Origin of the sequence: Metapseudomonas resinovorans (assembly GCF_002003485.1) — a bacterium.
GTDB classification, from domain to species: domain Bacteria; phylum Pseudomonadota; class Gammaproteobacteria; order Pseudomonadales; family Pseudomonadaceae; genus Metapseudomonas; species Metapseudomonas resinovorans_D.
Window position 1 is genome coordinate 1 of record NZ_BDMA01000070.1, and the last position, 19,231, is coordinate 19,231.

21 protein-coding genes and 1 pseudogene are annotated in these 19,231 nt (G+C 61.7%); 8 read left to right on the forward strand and 14 right to left on the reverse strand.

Annotated features, from left to right (window positions below; genetic code table 11):
* Positions 1-101: 101 nt before the first annotated feature.
* From MnOB_RS19695 to MnOB_RS19705, 3 genes are all read right to left on the reverse strand, one after another.
* Complete coding sequence (locus MnOB_RS19695; RefSeq protein ID WP_077525928.1) at positions 102-599, reverse strand: GNAT family N-acetyltransferase; 498 nt, start codon at positions 597-599, stop codon at positions 102-104.
* A 280-nt stretch (positions 600-879) separates the two neighbouring features.
* A complete protein-coding gene (locus MnOB_RS19700; protein ID WP_077525929.1) occupies positions 880-1,686 on the reverse strand; it encodes a lytic transglycosylase domain-containing protein in 807 nt (268 codons plus the stop codon).
* 417 nt (positions 1,687-2,103) lie between these two features.
* On the reverse strand, positions 2,104-2,295 hold the full coding sequence (locus tag MnOB_RS19705; protein WP_234358297.1) for a cupin domain-containing protein: 192 nt from the start codon (positions 2,293-2,295) through the stop codon (positions 2,104-2,106).
* On the opposite strand from MnOB_RS19705, the pseudogene MnOB_RS29285 reads away from it, so the two are divergent.
* A pseudogene (locus MnOB_RS29285) lies at positions 2,280-2,372 on the forward strand (LysR family transcriptional regulator); the annotation flags it as partial. The gene MnOB_RS19705 and the pseudogene MnOB_RS29285 overlap by 16 nt on opposite strands.
* Before the next feature lie 239 nt (positions 2,373-2,611).
* On the opposite strand, the gene MnOB_RS19710 reads toward MnOB_RS29285, so the two are convergent.
* The 6 genes from MnOB_RS19710 to MnOB_RS19735 all read right to left on the reverse strand — a co-directional run bounded on the left by MnOB_RS19710 (position 2,612) and on the right by MnOB_RS19735 (position 10,687).
* Positions 2,612-4,681 (reverse strand): pyridoxamine 5'-phosphate oxidase family protein, encoded by a 2,070-nt coding sequence (locus MnOB_RS19710; protein WP_077525931.1) that lies wholly within the window; start codon positions 4,679-4,681, stop codon positions 2,612-2,614.
* A 59-nt stretch (positions 4,682-4,740) separates the two neighbouring features.
* The gene (locus tag MnOB_RS19715; protein ID WP_077525932.1) at positions 4,741-5,367 is read right to left on the reverse strand and encodes a glutathione S-transferase; all 627 of its coding nucleotides are present in this window, start codon (positions 5,365-5,367) and stop codon (positions 4,741-4,743) included.
* Positions 5,368-5,524: 157 nt separating this feature from the next.
* Positions 5,525-6,418: a LysR family transcriptional regulator gene (locus MnOB_RS19720; RefSeq protein ID WP_199824559.1), complete on the reverse strand. Its 894-nt coding sequence runs from the start codon at positions 6,416-6,418 to the stop codon at positions 5,525-5,527.
* Positions 6,419-6,422: 4 nt separating this feature from the next.
* Complete coding sequence (locus tag MnOB_RS19725; protein ID WP_077525934.1) at positions 6,423-7,337, reverse strand: LysR family transcriptional regulator; 915 nt, start codon at positions 7,335-7,337, stop codon at positions 6,423-6,425.
* A gap of 95 nt (positions 7,338-7,432) precedes the next feature.
* Positions 7,433-8,659, reverse strand: a complete 1,227-nt coding sequence (locus MnOB_RS19730) for an epoxide hydrolase family protein (protein WP_234358299.1) — start codon at positions 8,657-8,659, stop codon at positions 7,433-7,435.
* Between the two features lie 600 nt (positions 8,660-9,259).
* Positions 9,260-10,687 carry a purine-cytosine permease family protein gene (locus MnOB_RS19735; RefSeq protein WP_077525936.1) on the reverse strand — a complete coding sequence of 476 codons (1,428 nt, stop codon included), beginning with the start codon at positions 10,685-10,687 and terminating at the stop codon, positions 9,260-9,262.
* Positions 10,688-11,276: 589 nt separating this feature from the next.
* Here MnOB_RS19735 and MnOB_RS19740 point away from each other — a divergent pair.
* The 4 genes from MnOB_RS19740 to MnOB_RS19755 all read left to right on the forward strand — a co-directional run bounded on the left by MnOB_RS19740 (position 11,277) and on the right by MnOB_RS19755 (position 14,933).
* A complete protein-coding gene (locus tag MnOB_RS19740; RefSeq protein ID WP_077525937.1) occupies positions 11,277-12,182 on the forward strand; it encodes a LysR family transcriptional regulator in 906 nt (301 codons plus the stop codon).
* A gap of 300 nt (positions 12,183-12,482) precedes the next feature.
* Positions 12,483-13,745: an acyl-CoA dehydrogenase family protein gene (locus MnOB_RS19745; protein WP_077525938.1), complete on the forward strand. Its 1,263-nt coding sequence runs from the start codon at positions 12,483-12,485 to the stop codon at positions 13,743-13,745.
* An 8-nt stretch (positions 13,746-13,753) separates the two neighbouring features.
* Positions 13,754-13,960: a tautomerase family protein gene (locus tag MnOB_RS19750; protein WP_077525939.1), complete on the forward strand. Its 207-nt coding sequence runs from the start codon at positions 13,754-13,756 to the stop codon at positions 13,958-13,960.
* A 79-nt stretch (positions 13,961-14,039) separates the two neighbouring features.
* Positions 14,040-14,933, forward strand: a complete 894-nt coding sequence (locus MnOB_RS19755) for a LysR substrate-binding domain-containing protein (protein ID WP_077525940.1) — start codon at positions 14,040-14,042, stop codon at positions 14,931-14,933.
* A 132-nt stretch (positions 14,934-15,065) separates the two neighbouring features.
* Here the strand turns inward: MnOB_RS19755 and MnOB_RS19760 are convergent, their stop codons facing one another.
* Complete coding sequence (locus MnOB_RS19760; RefSeq protein ID WP_077525941.1) at positions 15,066-15,749, reverse strand: Crp/Fnr family transcriptional regulator; 684 nt, start codon at positions 15,747-15,749, stop codon at positions 15,066-15,068.
* Positions 15,750-16,054: 305 nt separating this feature from the next.
* Here MnOB_RS19760 and MnOB_RS28640 point away from each other — a divergent pair, with 305 nt between their 5' ends.
* Complete coding sequence (locus tag MnOB_RS28640; RefSeq protein ID WP_107504107.1) at positions 16,055-16,201, forward strand: lmo0937 family membrane protein; 147 nt, start codon at positions 16,055-16,057, stop codon at positions 16,199-16,201.
* Positions 16,202-16,241: 40 nt separating this feature from the next.
* Here the strand turns inward: MnOB_RS28640 and MnOB_RS19765 are convergent, their stop codons facing one another.
* From MnOB_RS19765 to MnOB_RS19780, 4 genes are all read right to left on the reverse strand, one after another.
* Positions 16,242-16,655, reverse strand: a complete 414-nt coding sequence (locus MnOB_RS19765) for a PRC-barrel domain-containing protein (protein ID WP_077525950.1) — start codon at positions 16,653-16,655, stop codon at positions 16,242-16,244.
* A 104-nt stretch (positions 16,656-16,759) separates the two neighbouring features.
* Positions 16,760-16,936 carry a CsbD family protein gene (locus MnOB_RS19770; protein WP_077525942.1) on the reverse strand — a complete coding sequence of 59 codons (177 nt, stop codon included), beginning with the start codon at positions 16,934-16,936 and terminating at the stop codon, positions 16,760-16,762.
* 153 nt (positions 16,937-17,089) lie between these two features.
* Positions 17,090-17,299: a hypothetical protein gene (locus tag MnOB_RS19775; RefSeq protein WP_077525943.1), complete on the reverse strand. Its 210-nt coding sequence runs from the start codon at positions 17,297-17,299 to the stop codon at positions 17,090-17,092.
* A gap of 348 nt (positions 17,300-17,647) precedes the next feature.
* Positions 17,648-17,890: a hypothetical protein gene (locus MnOB_RS19780; protein WP_077525951.1), complete on the reverse strand. Its 243-nt coding sequence runs from the start codon at positions 17,888-17,890 to the stop codon at positions 17,648-17,650.
* Positions 17,891-18,150: 260 nt separating this feature from the next.
* Here MnOB_RS19780 and MnOB_RS19785 point away from each other — a divergent pair, with 260 nt between their 5' ends.
* Together MnOB_RS19785 and MnOB_RS28645 are read left to right on the forward strand one after the other, a co-directional pair.
* A complete protein-coding gene (locus tag MnOB_RS19785) occupies positions 18,151-18,879 on the forward strand; it encodes a Crp/Fnr family transcriptional regulator (RefSeq protein WP_077525944.1) in 729 nt (242 codons plus the stop codon).
* Between the two features lie 190 nt (positions 18,880-19,069).
* Entirely contained in the window at positions 19,070-19,216 is a 147-nt protein-coding gene (locus MnOB_RS28645; RefSeq protein WP_107504108.1) for a lmo0937 family membrane protein, read from the forward strand.
* Positions 19,217-19,231 lie beyond the last annotated feature (15 nt).

Genomic DNA, 19,231 nt, shown 5'->3' on the forward strand with positions numbered 1-19,231 from the left:
GGCAGCATAGCAAGGGCGCGAGCCAAGTTTTTACACGGTCTGGGCCGATTGCTGCCGTTCACGGTGGGGCAGTTTCCGGCCAAGAGCAGACACTGCACAACTCATAGCTCCAGCTCCATCGTCTGTGCCATAAGACTGGAGCCTTCACGCAATGGCTCCAAGGCCCCGACAGGGCGGAAGCCATGAGCTTTGTATAAGCGCATTGCAGGAGAGTCTGCGGCAGTAACGCCCAAGCGAACACGGTGCGCATTAACGCTCGCGGCCCAGGCAAGAGCCTCTTTGAGAAGGGCGCCCCCCACCCCAAATCCACGTGAAGCAGGAGCTACCCACATCTGAAAGAGGTCGGCCACTCCAGGCTCGGAAGCTGACAACTTGCACCAAGCCAGACCACAAATCTGCTCGCAGTTGAAAGCGAAAAGTGCTCGGTCGGTGCCTGAGGAGATTGTGCTATTGATCCGGGCGGACCAGACATCATCCGGTCTTGTCACCTCTATGTCGTAGGTGCTCCCGAAGGCATCAGGTGAGTCGAGAAGTGCCCGTAGACGCACATCTCGGTAGTCCCGCCACTCACTGGAAGCTATTGAACGTACAGAGATCATGGCGCTTCCTGTTCTGACTAACTGCGACGGCAGGCTAGCTTGCCTAGGAGATTGGAACAACGCGTAGATTAAGTGTTACCCGTGTCCGCTCTTGGCGGTTTCTGCCAGTTCCCACGGGCGATAGCTACCGGTGAGCGTGGAAGTTCGGTTGAGCCATTCCCCGCCCGGCGTATTGATCGAGCGCGGAACCTGATTGCTTGCGTAGGGCGGATAACGCGCCAGCGCTATCCGCCGTGGAGGGGCCGGCGTAAATCTATTCCGGGTTATGCGCCCCACGGTACTAGCGATGGTTGCGATAGCGTTCGGTCAAGGACTGCACGAGGGTGACGTAGGATTGCGTCTCGGCGTAGGGAGGCACCCCGTTGTACTCGACCACGGACGCTTCGCCGGCGTTGTAACCAGCCAACGCCAGCACCTGGTTGCCGTTGAAGCGCTTGAGCAGCCAGGCCAGGTAGCGCACGCCGCCACGAATGTTCTGTCGCGCGTCGAACGGATCGTCCACGGCGAAGCGCTCGGCGGTGGCGGGCATCAACTGCATCAACCCCTGGGCGCCGGCTTCGGAAATGACGTTGGGGCGAAACGCCGATTCGGCATGTATCACTGCGCGGACCAGCGCCCTGTCGACACCGTAACGCCCCGAAGCGGCTTCGATCTCCCGCCGATAGGAACGGGTGTCCAGGCGCAGTGAGGCGACCTTGAAATTCTTCGGCGCCATGCACAGATAGCAGCCCTTGATGTAATCGAGCTCAAGGACATCGACCCGAGCGGAGATCCCAACGGGGCGCCGGCTCACATATTGACGAATACCCTTGTGGACGAAGGTGTACACCCGGACCCGCACCGCGCCTGAGTTGTCGTCCCCCACACGCCTTGGCAGGGCCGTTGCCTTGGCGCCGGCAGGGGCGCCCGCCATGCCATCCAGGCGAGTGCAGCGGGCGCTGGCGATGGCTTGGCTGGTGTAGCTGATGGTTCCGTCCCTGGCCTGGCACTTGAACGTGGCGCTGGCGCACAGTGGCGCGACCAGCAAGGCCAGTTCGATGCAGCCAAGAAGGCTCTTGCGAGCCCATCGCCATGCTCTGGAACTCATCACATCGCTCCGCGCCGCAGGCGCCGATCAGGCCTGGGGGTGCCTGGCCCGGGCAACCGGGAAACACCAACTGGGACTGTGTTGCCGGCGGTAGCCCCAAGCGAGCTTTGCGCACGTTCGCCGTGCTCCTGTTACTGACAGGAGCCCAGGATTTCCCAGGCGCTGCCTTTGGAGGGCCTATCCCGAGTGACCCACCGTTTGTTCTGGTAGTTATAGCCCTTGTAACCGGCCTTGGAACCTGCTTTGACGTACGGGTTGTCGGCGCCCCTGCGTGGTGCAGGCCTGATTGCTCGCACGACGCGTCGTCCTGCCTTGCCAGGGCCGGGCGCAAGTCTGATCCGCGGGTAACGGAGCCGGGGCGGGACAGGCCCAGGTAGTCGACGGCAAAGTTGTCATCGTCATCCGCCCGGGCCGGACTCATCCGAGAATGAAATACATCCTGCGCACCGGAGTGATGTTTTCCCAGGTTCCCTTGAACCCCGCCGCCACCACGAACGAAGCCCCCGGCCCGAAGGTCTTCGCCACGCCGTCTGCATCGGTCAGGCGCACGGTGTCTTCGAGGATGTGGCACAGCTCGTTGTAGTCGCACTCGCATCTCGGTCTACGCACTGACCGAAACACGACTGCTTCCTGCGAAGACCCTGCGGTTCATCGAGTTCATACGCGACCATCTCAACAGCGCTTAATGCCTGACGACTTGATAGGGGGCTTCCCGACGCAAACGAATGTCTCCTTCTGGCCGATAGCCGCCGCCTACCACCGGCAGCTTTCGGCCAGCAGCCCTTGCTAATGGCTGAAAAGGGGCAAAGGCGGAAACAGCCAAGAGTCCGCTTTGGCCAAATGCCGCAGCAGCCTCGTCTTCCAGGTTTTCGCACCCCGAACGGACTCGGATCTCCGGCGCAGCGCCTGATGCCGGCGCTCCTCTTCAGATATCCAGTACCAGCGGCTGCACGCCGCTTGCGTCTACCGCCGGCACCGCGCAGCAGATGAGCACCGTGCCTTCGTCTGGCATCTCCGCTGGCGGATGGGGGTAGTGCACCTGCCCGCTGAGTACCCGCGTGCGGCAGGTGCCGCAGGAGCCGCCACGGCAGCTGAAGTCGGGAGAAAGCCCACGGCTTTCCGCCAGCTCCAGCAGGCTGCCGCTGTCCGGTTTCCAGCGCGCTTCCTTGGCCGAGGCGGAGAAGTATACCGGCACCGGGGCGGTTGCTGCCGGCGGTTGGGCGGGTTTTGCCGGCTGCGTGTCGTCATGGCGTTGCAGCGTCGAGGGGCCAAAGGTCTCGGCGTGGATGCGCCCATCGGCGATGTTCAGGCCGCGCAGGCCGTCGTAGATGGCCTGGGTGAAACTCGCCGGTCCGCACAGATAGAAGTCGTAGTCATCCAGCGGCAGATGGGCCTTGATCTCTGCGATATCGATGCGTCCGGACAGTTCATGGTCGCGGCCCAGCACGGCGTCCTCGCCCGGATTGCTCAGCGCCCGGCGTACATGCAGCAGGTCAGGGCAGCGCTGGCGCAGCGCATCGATTTCTCGTTGAAAGGGCAGTTGCTGCAAGGTCCGCGCGGACTGGAACAGATGGATACGACGGTTGCACCCCTGCGATTCGTTCTGCGCCACCAGTTCCCGCAGCATCGAAAACAGGGGAGTGATGCCGACGCCGGCGCCGATCAGCACCACGGGCCGCCCGGTGTCGCTGGCAAGGGTGAAGTTGCCCATGGGGGCGCGTACCTGCAAACGGTCGCCGACCCGGAGCTGTTCGTGCAGATGGCGCGAGGCCCGTCCCTGAACCTTGACGCTGATGCGCAGATGGCCGTCCGACGGTGCGCTGGAAAGGCTGTAGGTGCGAACCAGCGCCTCCTTGCCGGAGCCCGCGTGTATGCGCAGCGGTAGATGTTGCCCAGGCGTGAAGCTCACCGACGCGCCATCTGCGGGTTGCAGGTAGAAGGAGCGGATGTCCTGGCTCTCCTGTTCCAGGCGCGCCACTTGCCATTCCTGCCACTGCTGGCGCTGCTGGCGCTGTTCGTGCTGGCGCAGCTTTTGGTCCGTCTCGGCCCAGGTGCCGGTCATCAGGCTGGTCGGCGCGTACTCCTGGAAATCCCAACGGATCGACAGCGCACTCGGCCGCAGCACGGCCTGCTTCACCTCGAAGCTCCACAAGCGTTCGGCGCCCTCGAAAGCGGCGATCAGCGGACTGTCGAAGATCAGTTCGGTAGTCCCGGACAGCTGCAGCATGTCGCCGCTGACGAAATCGACGAAGAGCAAGCCGGCCACGGGATTGGTCTGGAGGTTGCCGAGGGTGTTGAAGTGCAGGTTGCCGGCGTAGTCGGGAATGGTCAGCTGATTGCCCATGACCTTGACGAAGCCCGGCCGGCCGCCGCGATGGGAGACATCCACCGAGCGTTGCCCGTCCTCGTGCTCGATGTAGCTGGCGACGAAAAAGGTGTCGGCCTTGCCGATCATTTCAGCCAGCGTTTCGTCCAGCGCCAGGAAGTCCTGGCGAGCAGGGCGCTCGTCGTATCGCTGTTCGTCACGGGTGTAGGTGCGCTGCTGGATGTACTGCGGGCAGTTGCCGAAGGAGTGCTCGACTGCGACCTCCAGATGGTCGGTGTCCACCTGCTGCAGGATGCCGTTGATGCGATTGCGCCGCCGCGTGTGCAGCTCGATGCCCAGCATGCCGATTGCGCTGCCGGCTTGCAGTCCGCTGGCGACAGGGTCCTGGCGGTCAGCTGCGGTGGCCAGCAACAGGCGGCGGGGATCGGGCGAGGTGACGAAGCCTTCCGGCCCTTCGAGCAGCGTCGCCCAGGGCCGGCCCTGGTCATCCACCGCGCCGACGACCATGAACGGTAACTGGTGATAGAAGTCGCGGTGCTGGTCGGGCATGTAGTCGCGAATCACCCGCTGGCCGAATTCGTCCATGCGCTCGGCGACGCCGACGCGTTCCTGCATCGCCTTTTCGCCGGCGTGCCAGGGGGAGGGGCGGTGCTTGGGTAGATGGTCCATATCGGACACCTCGCGAGAAGGCTGCCGGGCTGCCCGGCAGCGGGCGACGGGCGGCGGGTTCAGCCGGCTTGCAGGCCGGCGGCAGTGCGCTGCATGGGCACGAAGCCAGGCAGGGCCTCGACGCGGGCCAGCCAGGCGCGGACGTTGGGGTAGTCCTTCAGAGACACGTTGCCCTCCGGTGCATGGGCGATGTAGGCGTAGTTGGCGACGTCGGCAATGGTCGCGGCGTCGCCGGAGAGGAAGGGCGCCTTGGCCAACTCGCCGTCCATCACCTGAAGCAGGGCGTGGGCGCGAGTGATGACCTCATCGGTGTTGAAGCGGGCGCCGAACACTGTGATCAGCCGCGCAGCTGCCGGGCCGAAGGCGACCTGGCCGGCGGCCACCGACAGCCAGCGCTGCACGCGTGCCGCACCCAACGGGGCGTCCGGCAGCCAGCGACCGTTGCCGTACTTTTTCGCCAGGTAGACGAGGATGGAGTTGGAATCGCTGACGATGGTGCCGTTGTCATCGATGACCGGCACCTGGCCGAAGCTGTTGAGGGCGAGGAAGTCGGGGTGCTTGTGGGCGCCCTTGGCCAGGTCGACGAAGACCAGTTCGGTGGGCAGCTCCAGCAGCGAGAGCAGCAGCTCGACGCGGTGGGCGTGGCCGGACAGCGGGTGACGGAAGAGCTTGATGGGGTGGGGCATTGCAGCGACTCCGATTCGGGCGGGGAAAGGCAGCGCCGAGTCGGACCGAATAGAGGTTCTCGCGCTGACGGATGCATCCTGCGCCGCAACACGCTCTAGCAGAATCGCCGGTCCGGACAATCCAGCGTTTCAGAATCCGAAAGAATGCCCGTGAGGCTCAGCCGCGCAGGGCCGGATGGGCGCGCAGGTGGGGCACGGCGAAGTCGAGGAAGGTTCTGACCCGCGCGGCGGCTCGGCGGCCTTCGCGGTAGATCAGCCCAACCGGCAGACCGGGTGCGGCAAAGTCCTCCAGCACGGCTTCGAGCTTGCCGCTCTGCAGTTCCTGGTGCGCTTCGAAGCTCATGCAGCGCGTCAGTCCCAGGCCCAGGGTGGCGGCGCGTATCGCCCCGCTGCGAGTGCTGCAGGTCAGCCGCGGTGTCAGCCGTACCGAGCGTGGCGCACCTTGATGGAGGAAGCGCCAATCGCTCGGGGCGCCCGATGAAATGATCAGGTGCGTCTTGAGGTCGTCGGGCGTCTGCGGCCGCCCGTGGCGCGCCAGATAGTCTGGTGCGGCGCAGACGACCGCCTTCACCGTTCCCACCGGCACGGCGAAGTCCGAGGAGTCGGGCAGGTGGCCGACCACCAGGGCGACATCGATGCCGTCTTCCAGCAGGTGGGGCACGTCTTCGTGGTCCTGGGCGACCAGGCGCACGTCGGGGAAGGCCCGCAGGTAGTCGAGGGCGATGGGCGCAAATACCTGGTGGGCCATCAACAGCGGCACGGAAATGGTCAGTTGCCCGGCCGGATAGGCGTGCAGGCCTGCCGCCGAACGATCCGCCTCGGCGATCTCCTGAAGAATTTGCCGGCTGCTCGTGGCAAAGGCCTCTCCCGCGATGCTCAGGCCGATGCCGCGCGGGCCGCGGAGCAGCAATGTGGTCTGCAGGCGCGCCTCCAGGCCGGCAATCATGCGCATCACCGTCGCCGTGGACAGGCCAAGCAGACGCGCCCCGGCGGCAAGGCTGCCGGTTTGCGCCACGGCGTCGAACACTTCCATTTCCCGGTAACGGCCCAAGGCACTACTCCGCCGTAACGGCGTGCAATGCCGGATCATTGCGCAGGCGCGCGGCGCAATGGTCGACGAAGGTGCGGACGGTGGCGGACACCCGCGAGCTGCTCTGGTGCAGCAGGTGAATGGGCAACGGCGGCATGCCGTACCGGTCGAGGACGATTTCCAGCTCGCCCTTCGCGACGGCCTCGGCGACCTGATAGGACAGCACGCGGGTAAAGCCCCAGCCCCTGCGCGCCGCATGAATCGCCGCATTGACGGAACTGACCACGAATCTCGCTTGAGGGCGCAGGGTGAACGGCCCTTCCGTACCGATGAATTGCCAGTCGGTCAGTAGTGAACTGGCCGAGGACATCACCACGGGCGCGTCGTGCAAATCGGCAGGTGTTTCCGGTCTGCCGAACGAATCGAGAAAGGCCGGTGCGGCGCAGACCACGGGACGAATCTCACCGACCTTCAGCGAGGTCAGCCCGCCCTCGGGGAGCTGGCCGATGCGCAGCGCGACGTCCACGCCTTCGTCGATCATGTTCACCACCCGATCCACCAGCATGGCGTTGATCGACACCTCGACGTGGGCGGCCAGGTAGTCGGCAATCAGCGGCACCATGTACAGCTCGCCGAAGACCACGGGCGCGGTCACGGTGAGGTTGCCACGCGGGCGCAGCGCGCTGCCGGAGGCCAGCTCTTCCGCTTCCTCCAGCTCCAGCAGGATGCGCCGGCAGTCCTCCACATAGCGCCGGCCGGCCTCGGTCAGCCGAACGCTGCGGGTACTGCGCGCCAGCAGCAACGTGCCGAGCCGTGCCTCCAGCGCCGCGATGGCGCGGGTCACGCTGGGCGGCGACAGGCCCAACTGCTTCGCACCCGCCGCGAAGCTTCCTGTTTCGGCCACCATCACCAGCACCTTCATTTCCTGGAACCTGTCCATGCGCCACCGCTGCGTGCCTGCAAACCTGATGGTGGAGTATGCATGGCGACGATTGTTCTCGGTGCTGAAATCATCGCGAAGCAGGGTTGGCGAACTCAGCGCAGAGAACTGAAGGCGGCACGCACCTCGCGGCTGAACATCTCCGGCTCCTCCCAGGCGGCGAAGTGGCCGCCCTTGTCGACGCGCTGGAAGTAGACGAGCTTGTGATAGGCGCGCTCGGCCCAGCTCTTCGGCGGTTTGTAGACCTCGCCGGGGAAGATGGTCACCGCGGCGGGAATGCTGATCGGAGCCATGGAAGCGGCGCTGGCGCTGTTCTCCCAGTAGATGCGTGCGCTCGAGGTCGCCGTGTTGGTGAGCCAGTAGAGTGAGATGTTGTCGAGCATTTCGTCGCGGGTGAAGGCGCGCTCCGGTTCGCCACGGCTGAATACCCATTCGCCGTACTTGTCGTAGAACCAGGCCGCCAGCCCGGCCGGTGAGTCCGCGAGACCGTAGCCAAGCGTTTGCGGACGGGTTGCCATGATGGCGGCGAAGCCGAATCCCTTGCCGAGGAACTCCCGGGCCGTATCGAACACTTCCCGTTCCTCTGCATTCAGATTCGCCGGGGCGGGGTCGCCGCACTTCAGTGCCTTGCCCACTTCGGGCGGGAGGGTGGTTGCGCGCTCCACCCGATTGACGTGGATGCCGAGTAGGCCGGCTGGAGCCTGGCGTCCCATGGCATCTGAAATGATGGCGCCCCAGTCGCCGCCCTGAGACACGTAGCGGCTGTAGCCGAGGCGCTTCATCAGCACATCCCAGGCGCGCGCGACGCGATCAGGGTTCCAGCCTGTGCTGGTGGGCTTGCCGGAGAAGCCGAAGCCCGGAATCGACGGCAGCACGAGGTGGAAGGCATCCGCGGCCGTGCCTCCATGTGCCGTGGGGTCGGTCAGCGGGCCTATGACCTTCAGCAGCTCGAAGACGGAGCCGGGCCAGCCGTGGGTCATGATCAGCGGCAACGCATCCGCGTGGCGGGAGCGGACGTGGATGAAGTGGATGTCCAGGCCGTCGATGCTGGTCAGGAACTGGGGAAAGGCGTTGAGCTTCGCTTCCGCCTTGCGCCAGTCGTAGCTGCCGTCCCAGTAACGCACCAGCGCTTGTAGTTTGGCGAGCGGCACCCCCTGGGAGCGGTCGTCGACGGTTTCCCGGTCCGGCCAGCGGGTTGCGGCCAAGCGGCGGTGAAGGTCCTGGAGCGCCGATTGCGGAACCTCGGCGCGGAAGGGGCGCAGCGCATCGGCCGCAGGTGGTGCGGTATCAGACTGGGAGAACGCCGTCATCGGACGGAACATGGTGAGGGCTGTCAGTGCGGCGCCTTTCAACATCAGGGAACGGCGGGACAGGGCAGTGGCGTTGAGCAATGGGTGGATGGCCATGGTCGTATTTCCTACCAGATGTAGGATCAAGGTGACCGACAGGCGCTTGAGTCGAGATCACAGCCAACCAGGAGGGCGAGCACCAATCGGCACCGGCATCGGACCGCAACAGCCAACTACAACTGCACGACAGAGGTGCGCTGAAGTCCTGGTGGGGCCGGATGTACATGGAACTCTAGTGGATGGCATGGGGGCTTGCGAGGCACGCGGGGCGTTGTGGTGCGGGGGGTGCCGGGGCTGGGTTCAATTCCCTCTCCCTCTGGGAGAGGGCAGGGGTGAGGGCAATCGACTCCCGCTCGGACTCAACGGCCTAGCCCTGTAGGGGCGAATTCATTCGCCAAGGGCAACGCAGTTGCCCCATATCCCCCCCCCATCAATCGCCATCCGCATGGGTTTCGTGCCTCAACCCATCCTACGAAGTGCGAGTCGACCCTGTGGGAGGCGCCGCGGCGGCCAAAACCGGCCAGGGATGAATAACCCACCATCAGCCGGGCGGCGCTCCCTGGTTTCCTCCTCTCAGCGTCCGTCCAGCATCGCTTCGCTTTCCAGGATCAGGCGCAACTCGTCCGTCCCGCAGGATCGCTTCCCGATGAAGAAGTAGGTAATACCGGACACGGCCAGTCCGACAATGAAGGTGATATCCGCGCCTCCCAGCGCCTGTGCTCCCGGCCCCACATAGAAACTCAATGACATGAACGGGACCATTGCCAGGATGCCGAGAAAATAGGCGCTGAGCCCGTTCCTCGACCATGTTGCGTAGATACCTTCAGGGTTGAAGAGCTCGCTGATCGCGTAATGTCCTTTGCGAACGCAGTAGAAATCGACCAGGTTGACGGCGGTCCAGGGAATGAGCGCGTAGAGCATCATCATGATGAAGGTGTTGAACGTGCCGATGTATTTCTCGGGAATCGCCAGGCTGATGGCCAAGGCGATCAGTGCGGCCACTGCGATGCCCGCCAAGCGACTCTTCAATGTCGGCGTAACCGGCTTGAATGCATCGATAGCAGTGATGCTGGTCAGCATGGCTCCGTAGAAGTTGACGGCCATGATGCCCAGGATCGCCGGAACCGAGACGAGTACGGCAAAGGTGCCGAAGCCTGGAATCAGCCTGTTTCCGATTTCACGCAGGCTGCCAATAGCGCTGGGCTCGGGCATCGACGACGCGATCAGCGAACCCAGCGACATCATCCAGACTGCCGAGAGCAAAGCCCCCAGGTAGGTCCAGCTGATGATCCTGCGCGCGGGTGTGTCGTGTGGCAGATAACGCGAGTAGTCCGAGACATACACCGAGTAGCTGATCTGGTAGCCAGCCGCCGCGCCAAGCTGTACCAGGAAGGCGTCCATGGAAAAGCCTGCCCCCTTTAGTGCCGCATCTGGCGTCAGGTAAACGACTGCGGCGACCGACATCAGCGCGTAGACCACGACAACCAGATAGGTCAGCCAGCGCTGGAAGCGATGCAGAAGATCGTGCCCGAAGATGGCGATGGCAGCCGAGGCGGCAATCCAGACGAAATACCAGGGCTCGCGCGGGCCGGAGGTGACCGTCTGCACGGCATCCGTCGCAAGAATGGCATTGAAGACGTTGAAACCCGTATAGCAGAAGTACACGGCGAACAGCGGCAACACGACGCCGCGAATACCGAACTGTGCCCGGGACTGGATCATCTGTGGCAGCCCCATCGTCGGTCCCTGATTGGCGTGGAAGGCCATGAACAGGGTCCCGAACGCAACACCCAGCAGGATGGCCAACACTGAATAGAAGGCCCCCAGGGACATCGATGGACCAATGAACCCGATCATCAGCGTCATGATCACGAAGTTCCCGGCAAACCAGAATGGTCCCTGGTGCCAGACCTTTCCATGTCGCTCATTGCGCGGAACGTAATCGATGGAACGCACCTCGATGACAGGCCGCATCGGCCCGCTTGGCGGATTCTTGTTCATTGGATGGATCACCTTGTTCTTGTGTTTGTAATGGGCACTGCATTAAGCGCAAGGAACCTCGGTTCCCATGCACGTGGGGAACCGTTCTGCAGCTTTCGCAAGGAGTGGATGGGCAGCCTGGAAGTGTCAGTTCAGCCAGGCGTGTGAAGTTGTTCCTGGATGATGGCGAGATCAGTGTGCGCCCAGAGTTGCGGGGCAAAAATCAGCGTCTCGAAAAAATAACTTCAGAAATCCAGCAACTACTCGTCAGATTTTCGGTAGCAGCTTTGGCCAATCTGAAATTCAATTAACTATATGATTTGTATGAATATGTGTGCTTTCAGGAAGCGCCGGATACCTGTCGGCGAGTCGTGAGGCACCGCCCTGGAGACGCGCCAGGAACGGCGTGAAAGATAAGAATTTCTAAAACATCGAATCTGATCGTTAAGAGATTCGATAGAGACGCCCGGCATCCAGCCGGTGTCCACAAAGCCTGTCGGTTGGCATGCCGGGTTGGACGTCCGATACTCCTCTGCAGCTCGTTCTCGCGGCGCAGACAATCGCGCTCGCGTCATCACTTTTCAGCAGATAATCGCCAGGCAGACCAAGCATGCTGCGTAATGTTTCCGATATGGACCTGAAGTTGCTGAGGCTGTTTTCGGCAGTGGTCAAATGCGGTGGCTTCACGGCCGCTCAGGCCGAGTTGAACGTCAGCCATTCCAATATCAGCATGCAGATTTCCGCGCTGGAGAAGCGCTTGGGCTATCGCGTTTGCGAACGCGGAAAGGGAGGCTTCAGCGTCACGGAGAAGGGCCGGATAATCCTCGATGCGGCGTTGAAGATTTTCGAAGCCCTGGACCAGTTCAAGGACCAGGCCCAGTCGCTGTCGGGCAAGCTGATGGGCGACGTCTACGTTGGCTTGGCGGACAACATCTCGACCTTGTCGAGCGCTCACATCGACGCCGCCATAGCCCGTTTCTACCAACGCGGACACAGCGCCCATCTGCATCTGTTCGTCAACTCTCCCGCTGAGCTGGAGGTTGCAGTGATCGACAAGCAGATCGATGTCGCCATCTCCTACTTCAACAGAATCCTCCCCAATCTGACCTACCGAAATCTCTACACGGAGCCGGTCGGAATCTTCTGCGGAGCGTCACATGCCCTGTTCGACAATGACGACATCCAGCCCTTTGATTTAGAGGACGCGGACTGGATTGCCTACGGCTTCCTCTCCGCCGATCTGGAGCGCATGGTGAGGCCGACGACCTCCACCGCAACCGCTTACCATCTCGAAGCGGTGATCCACGCGATACTTGCCGGCACTCATCTGGGTTTTCTGCCACTGCACTGCGCAGAGCCCTGGGTTGCTCAGGGCAAGATGCGAATCCTGCTGCCCGAAATCATGCAGCAGGATGTCCAGCACTACATGATCACCAGTAACGCTCATCCGCAAAGCGAGGCGGCACAGGCGTTCATGGAAGACCTGCTGCATGTCCACGGCGTCATCACCCCCTGATGCACGCCGGCCAGCAACCCCTCACCCGGCGCACTCGTCCTGCCGATAGACGTCCGCCAGCGCGACGTCGTACTGCCTCAGCCGGCGTTGCAGCTGGTTTCAGAAACCTCTGAAGCCAGCTTCTAAAGTTCGGGATATATCCCGAATTCGATCCTTCCTATCCTGCCTTCGCCCGGAGTTCCTGAAGCGCGACAACCGTCCTTCAGAGCAAGTCCGGCACCCATCCTTTGCGTTTTTCATGCCTCGTTACGGCACCGTTCGGGAGCCGTCGAGCGCCAACCAGGACAAGAGGTAGCAATCATGCCGGTAGATTTCACGCTCACTCCGGAGCAGGCCGCCGCCCGGGAGGCGATGCGCGACTTCGCCATCACCCATCTTTCCAAAGTAGAAGCCGCCATCGCCCCCTTCGCCACCCCGGAGGAGCGTGTCAGGGCCATCAAACCCTTCTTCAGGGAAATGGTGCGTGCCGGCTTCATGAAATCCATCATTCCGGTCGAGGATGGCGGCACGTACCAAGGGCTTCTCGACATGGTCATCAGTGGCGAAGAGGCTTCGATTGGCGACGTCAACGTTACCTGCGCGCTGTTCTCCTGCGCACTTGCCCTGTCGCCGATCATCACCCATGGCACCCGGGAGCAACGCGCGCAGTTCCTCGCTCCATTCCTGGTCGACGATGGTGCCCCGCTGGCTGCGCTTGCCTTCAGCGAAGTAGGGGGCACCGCGAACTTCGATGACCCCGACCCAAACGCTGGTTCACAGACGTTTGCCTACCGCGACGGAGACGAATGGGTAATTTCAGGGGAGAAATTCTTCATCACCAACGGCTGGGGTTGGGATGGCGAAGGCGCTGACCTGTTCGTCGTCTCTGCGCGAACCGATCCGTCAGTGCCCGCAGCACAATCGTTGGCGGTTTTCGCCGTGCCGCGTCCCACGCAGGGCCTGTCCTTCGGCAAGGGGTTGGACACCATGGGGCACCGCGCCACGCCATCGCCGCGAATCAGATTCGACGAGGTACGCGTGCCACTGGCGAACATGATCGGCAAACCCGGCGATGGGGTGCAGATTCTGTCGCAGACATTCGCGGCCTCTGGTGTGGGTGTTGCCGCCGAGGCCGTATGCGTCATGCGGCAGGCTTTCGAAGCCGCTCTGGCGTTCTCCAAATCCGACCGGCGCAACGGGTCAGTTCCCATCATCGAGCACCAGAACGTCGGCTACATGCTGGCCGATATGAAAATGCGTCTGGAGGCAGCCCGGTACCTGACCTGGAAAGCCGCTCACTACTTCGACACCACCAATGGTGAGGGCACTGAACTCGCTGTCATGGCGAAGGTGTACTGCTCCGAGCAGGCCGTTCAGGTGGTCTACGACGCGATGCGCCTTGTCGGCATTGAAAGCTATGCCGATGAAATGCCCTTCGCCCGCCTGCTCAAGGACGCCATGGCCTTCCCTCTGTATGACGGCGGAAACATGGGCATCAGAAGGCGCGTGCTGCACAAGGCCCTTGCCAGCGCTAACTACGATCACCTGGCTGCGTGCGAAGGCCGCGCCCCTTCCAAGTATTGAGGTAAACCATGCCTTTCATTTCGCTACGCATCACCAAGGGCGCAACCGAGCGCCAGAAGCAGGAAATCATCCGCGAGTTCACGGCCACGCTGGAACGAGTCCTGGACAAGAACCCGGAATGGACCCACATCGTGATCGAAGAGGTCGATCCGGAAAACTGGGGCCATGCCGGCCTTTCCGTCAAACAACACCTGCTGGCGGATGGCAGCGACTGAGTGAATGAAAAACCGGCCCGGAATCGGGCCGGCTTGCTCGCCTTTTCCACTTTCGCAAGACACATGAAGGTGCACCATCATGGCATTGCCTTCGCTCAACAGCCTCAGGGTTTTCGAGTCCGTCGCACGGCTCGGCAGCATTACTGCAGCCGCGGGTGAATTGAACGTGACCGCTGGAGCCGTCAGTCAGCAAGTCAAGGTCCTGCAGGGCCATCTTGGCATCGAGCTGCTGGTCAGAAACGGAAGGCATCTGGCCCTGACCGACAAGGGCACCATGTTGCAGCGGCGCGTATCCAGAGCCATCAGCGAGATCCAGGAAGCGATCCATGTACTGCAGGATGATGGCCCGACCGCCCTTGAACCCGTAAGACTCACCTTGTCGCTGCCTCCGCTGCATACCATCGGTTGGCTCGCGACACCCTTGTTCGACTTCATGGAGTCCAATGAAAGAGCAGACCTCACCCTCATCACCGCCAACGCCATCGATGAGGTCGACTGGACGGTAGCTGACTGCGCAGTGATACATGGCACGCCGCCATGGGAAGGATTTTTCTGGAAGCACCTGCGTGAGACGCACCTGACGCCAGTGTGCAGCCCGCGCTTGTCAAAAGGTTCTGAAGCAATCCGCAGCGTCGTCGATCTGCGCAAGCACAGGTTGTTGCACGAGGATGGTGGAAACCAGTGGCGGCAATGGCTCGCGGCGGTTGGCGGCACAAACCCAGGTGGATTCGATATCCATTTCGAGGATTTCGAGATGGTTCTGCAAGCAGCTCGAGATGGCCTCGGTGTGGCTCTGACTGACGAAAGTTCCTCCCGCCAGGACTTGGAAGAGGGGCGTCTTATCCAGCCTCTGAAACTGGCGGTTCCGGCGGCGAAAAGCTTCTACGGCCTTTGCTCTGCTGCTAAACGCGGGCAGCCGGGTGTCGACTATTTGCTCGATTGGCTCGAATTCATTGCATACGAGCGATTTTGATTAAAGCCGCTCACGACGGGCCGTTTTTGGCAGTTTCTGGCTGCTGGTTCTGTCAGTTGAGTGTCCATCTTGAACGAGTGCTCCCGGCCAATAGCTGCCTGCTGGACCACTCGGCAAGAAGACGGAGGGCTTTCAGCCAAGCAGTTTGCTGTAGCAGTCCGTCACTGCGCCGTAGCATTCGCAGGCAGCTGCTTCGAGCCCGGCACGATCGAGAATGGTGATCTCGCCGCGGGTGTATCGGATGAGGTGTTTTTGCTGTAGCTCCCCTGCGGCCACGGTAATGCCACTCCGACGCACGCCGAGCATGTCGGCGAGAAACTCATGGGTGAGATGGAAGTGGTCGGCCTGCGCTCGATCGTGGGTCATCAGAAGCCAGCGCGCCAGCCGTGGCTGGATCTCATGAAAGTGGATGCAGGCTGCCGTTTGCGACAGTTGCGCCATCAATACGTAGAGGTAGCGATTCAAGCTACGTTGCAGCTCGGGGCACTCGTGCAATTCGCGCAGCAGGTGGGTTGAAGTGATGCGCAGGGCGTTTCCTGCACCTTGCACTACTGCACGGATTGGCGCCTTGCGAACCCCCAGTATGAGCGTGACACCCAGCATGCCTTCGCTGCCGATCAGGCCCATTTCCAGCGGCCGATGGGCATCCAGAAGGGTCACCAGTGAGATGAAACCGGTAAGCGGGAAGTAGGCGTGGCTGTACGGCTGGTCCGTCTTGCAAAGAACGCTACCGAAGACCAGCTCTACCGATTCGCAATGATTGAGGACCCTGTTGCGCTCTCTGCTCGGGATGCCACTGAGAATATGGTTGGTCACTGTGGTCGCCTCCCGGTTATCTTGCAGCTCACGGAAGTCCTTGGGAATGTGAGAAGGCCGTTGAGTTTTCTCATGCTGCACTCTCGCGCTCAGTGGTGATGGCGGTCTGTTCGTTAGTGCACGCAAGCCGGATTGATTGCGGTCGAGGGCGCTGCCGGGTCGAGCGCTACGGGGGCGTAGTCCGCCCGGTCTGTCTGGGGTGATGAACTGCCTGTATTGAGTGCGTTACCGTACAGACCGTCCCTTCAGCTCGGATGCAACCTGCAAGGAGGCCGGTCGTTGCCAGGCCGCAGCAGGAGACGGAAATGTTCGAAGTTGTCGTAATCGGCTTGTTGGTTCTGTGGGCGGTGGGACTACTCACATCGTTCTACATGGGGGGACTCATCCATATCCTTCTGCTTCTATCGATCGCGCTGGTAATCGTCCGGTCCAGGCTGAGACAGCGCGAATGAGCCGCAGGCAAAGAGGCCCCTCCACGCGGGATCATGCCGTTCACTCCCACCCCGTATTTCCGTAGAAACGGCTGATCTGCATTTGCCAGCGCTGGTCGGCCATGTCAGGCCACTGGCTCTTGTCGAATCCGGGGGCGTCCTTGAGCCGATACCGGTCGACATCGAGCGTGAAACACTTGTGCTCGGTATCCAGCGTCAACGCCCTCCAGGGCACGGCGAAGAGTTTTTCACCCAGGCCCAGGAAGGATTTGAAGGACAACACCGCATAGATGACTCGGCCACTACGCATATCCAGCATGATTTCCTTGATTACCCCGAGGTCATCTCCCGCGAGGTTGTAGACATCGTTCCCGATGAGCGTGTCCGCGCCCATCAGTTCAGGACCAGGCCCGGTTCGAGTGACGGGTCTGGCTTCATCGTTTTCGTGGCGGGCCTTGTTTTCCTCATGGTTCATGGGTACCTCCAATTGCAGAAAGGTTGGCTGGCCCTTTCCCTGGAGCGCCCTGCGTAAGGGAACGAAGGCAGCGCCAGAGACGGGGAGCCAATCATGAAAACGGATCAAGGCCCCTTCTTGATGTCCTCCTTGATATTACCCACCTTCTCCTGGATATCACCGGCGGCATTTTGCGCTTTGCCTTCGTTTTCCAGCCGTTGGTTACCGTAAAGCTTGTCAGTGGCTTCCTTGATCTGGCACTTCAACTGATCGACCTTGCCTCTGAATTGATCTTTGTTCATGAGCTTGCTCCATGGGCATCGAGATCGGTGATGCCTTGTGTGTGCCCCACTCGCGCACAATTGCAGCGACCGGAGGAATGACCTTGTCGGCTACCAGAGCGCATGTCTGTGCGTTGGCGCACCGATGCGGCTCTATCAGTCGATTCCCGTTGCTCAAACCAGCTTTTGCCAAATTTCGGTGTTGGCCAGCTGTTCCTGGCTGGCATGCTTGCGCTCGCCATGGATCGGGCTGAGCTCATAGATACCGCCCGCCTCGGAGACCGCCGCATAGCGGACGCCCGTGAGTTTGTGGAGGTAGCGCAGCAGTGGTTGGCACTGCGCGTCGATGCGCTGGAACAAGGTCGAGTCGTACAGCCCGTTCATTGCCTGCACCTGCTGCAGCCAAGGCCGCTCTGCATTTACCTCATTCTGTGCCGTCTGCGTGCTCCGGTATGTACGCCATCGCACCCATGGCGCAGGGTGGAGAGCAATCAGCGCTATTGATGCCGCGGGCTCAAGCCGAAACGTCGCCATGCAGTGATCTCGAAAAATCACACGACCCAGACCGGTCCGGAACACGATGCCGCAGAAAAAAGCCCGCACGGGCGGGCTGTGGAAACGTGGCCTCGGCAGCTATGGGTCAGCCATAGAGTCCACAACGGCCACGCTGATAAAATTGGCGTTGGCCTTCAAGGTTGCCAGGTGCTGGCGGATCAGCGCCGACCGCATTGGTCAGCACTCCGGTGAGCTGAACACGGGCGCGTCCCGTGCGTCGAAGCGCAGGATCTTGTTCAGCGCGCCTTCGGCGGCGGTGATCGCATCAGCGAGGCGAGCAAAGCTGATTCGGTCATAGACCAAGTGAAAGCTCGGTTGTGTGTCCGGGCTGCGCGACCTTACTGCAACGAATGCCAGGGCATGGTCACCGTTCATACGTGCTTCGCTCCATGCAATGTGCCCGGGGAAGTCTCGTTTCATGATGACCTCGACCTGATAGTGAGGTGGGTAGAAGCCCACTATCTACCCTCTGGCCGGCAATTACTTGCCTTTGTCGGTAAATCGGACCAGGGGTTGTCGCTAGTCGGTCACCCCCGGAAACAGCGGCTGGCTGCATGCTCGAAGCAGGAAAGCCGATCATCGAGTACCCTGCATCGGGTAGTTCACCCAGTGGCTGCCCCGTTGGCGTATCGTTACAAAGACAGGGCCTCTTTCAGGTACTCGGTTCAATGGTGACCCCTATGCCGGACACGCCCTCACCCTTGCAGAACCACCTGCTCGCTGCCTTGCCGGTGGACGTGCAGCAACGCCTGATCCCGCAGCTCGAACTGGTGCCGCTGCCCCTCGGCAAGGTCTTGTATGAGTCGGGGGACAGCCTGCGCCATGTCTATTTCCCCACCAACTCGATCGTTTCCCTGCTCTATGTGATGGAAAACGGCTCCTCGGCGGAAATCTCGGTGGTCGGCAACGAAGGGATGATTGGCCTGGCGGTGTTCATGGGCGGGGAAAGCACCCCGAGCCGAGCCATAGTGCAGAGCGCCGGCCGCGCTTACCGGCTGCAAGGGCATCAACTGAAAGCCGAGGTGAATCGCCACGGTGAACTGCTGCTTCTGATGCTGCGTTATACCCAGGCGCTGATCACCCAAATGGCGCAGACGGCGGTCTGCAACCGGCACCATTCGATCGACCAGCAACTGTGCCGCTGGTTGCTGCTGTCATTGGACCGCCTGCCGAGCAACCACCTGACGATGACCCAGGAACTGATCGCCAACATGCTCGGTGTGCGCCGCGAAGGCGTCACGGACGCCGCCGGCAAGCTGCAGAAGCTTGGCGTGATCGAGTACAGCCGTGGGCATATCACGGTGCTCGACCGCCCCAAGCTCGAGGAGTTGAGTTGCGAATGTTATGCCGTGGTGAAGAAAGAAACCGACCGTCTTCTGCCCTATGCATTGCCTGCCAATAATTCGTAAGCCGCTTCTAGCGGCATCGGTCTGTATCGCTGATACAGCACTGGTCAGCCGCAGCAGGGGGCGCCAGTGTCCGGCTGTTGCAGGCCGCGAGCCGTGCACATTTGCGTGCGTTTCCATACAGACTGCTCCTGACTCCGGATGCAACATGTGAGTAGGCAGATCCCTGCCGAGTTGCAAAAGGAGAACTGAAATGCTCCGAACCCTTGCGGTCGTGTTGTTAGTTCTGTGGTTGCTGGGACTGGTCACCTCCTACTCCATGGGTGGACTCATCCATATCCTTCTGGTCGTGGCGATTGTGCTGTTCGTGCTCCAGTTCATTCAGGGGCGACGTTTATGACCGAGAAGCATGGAG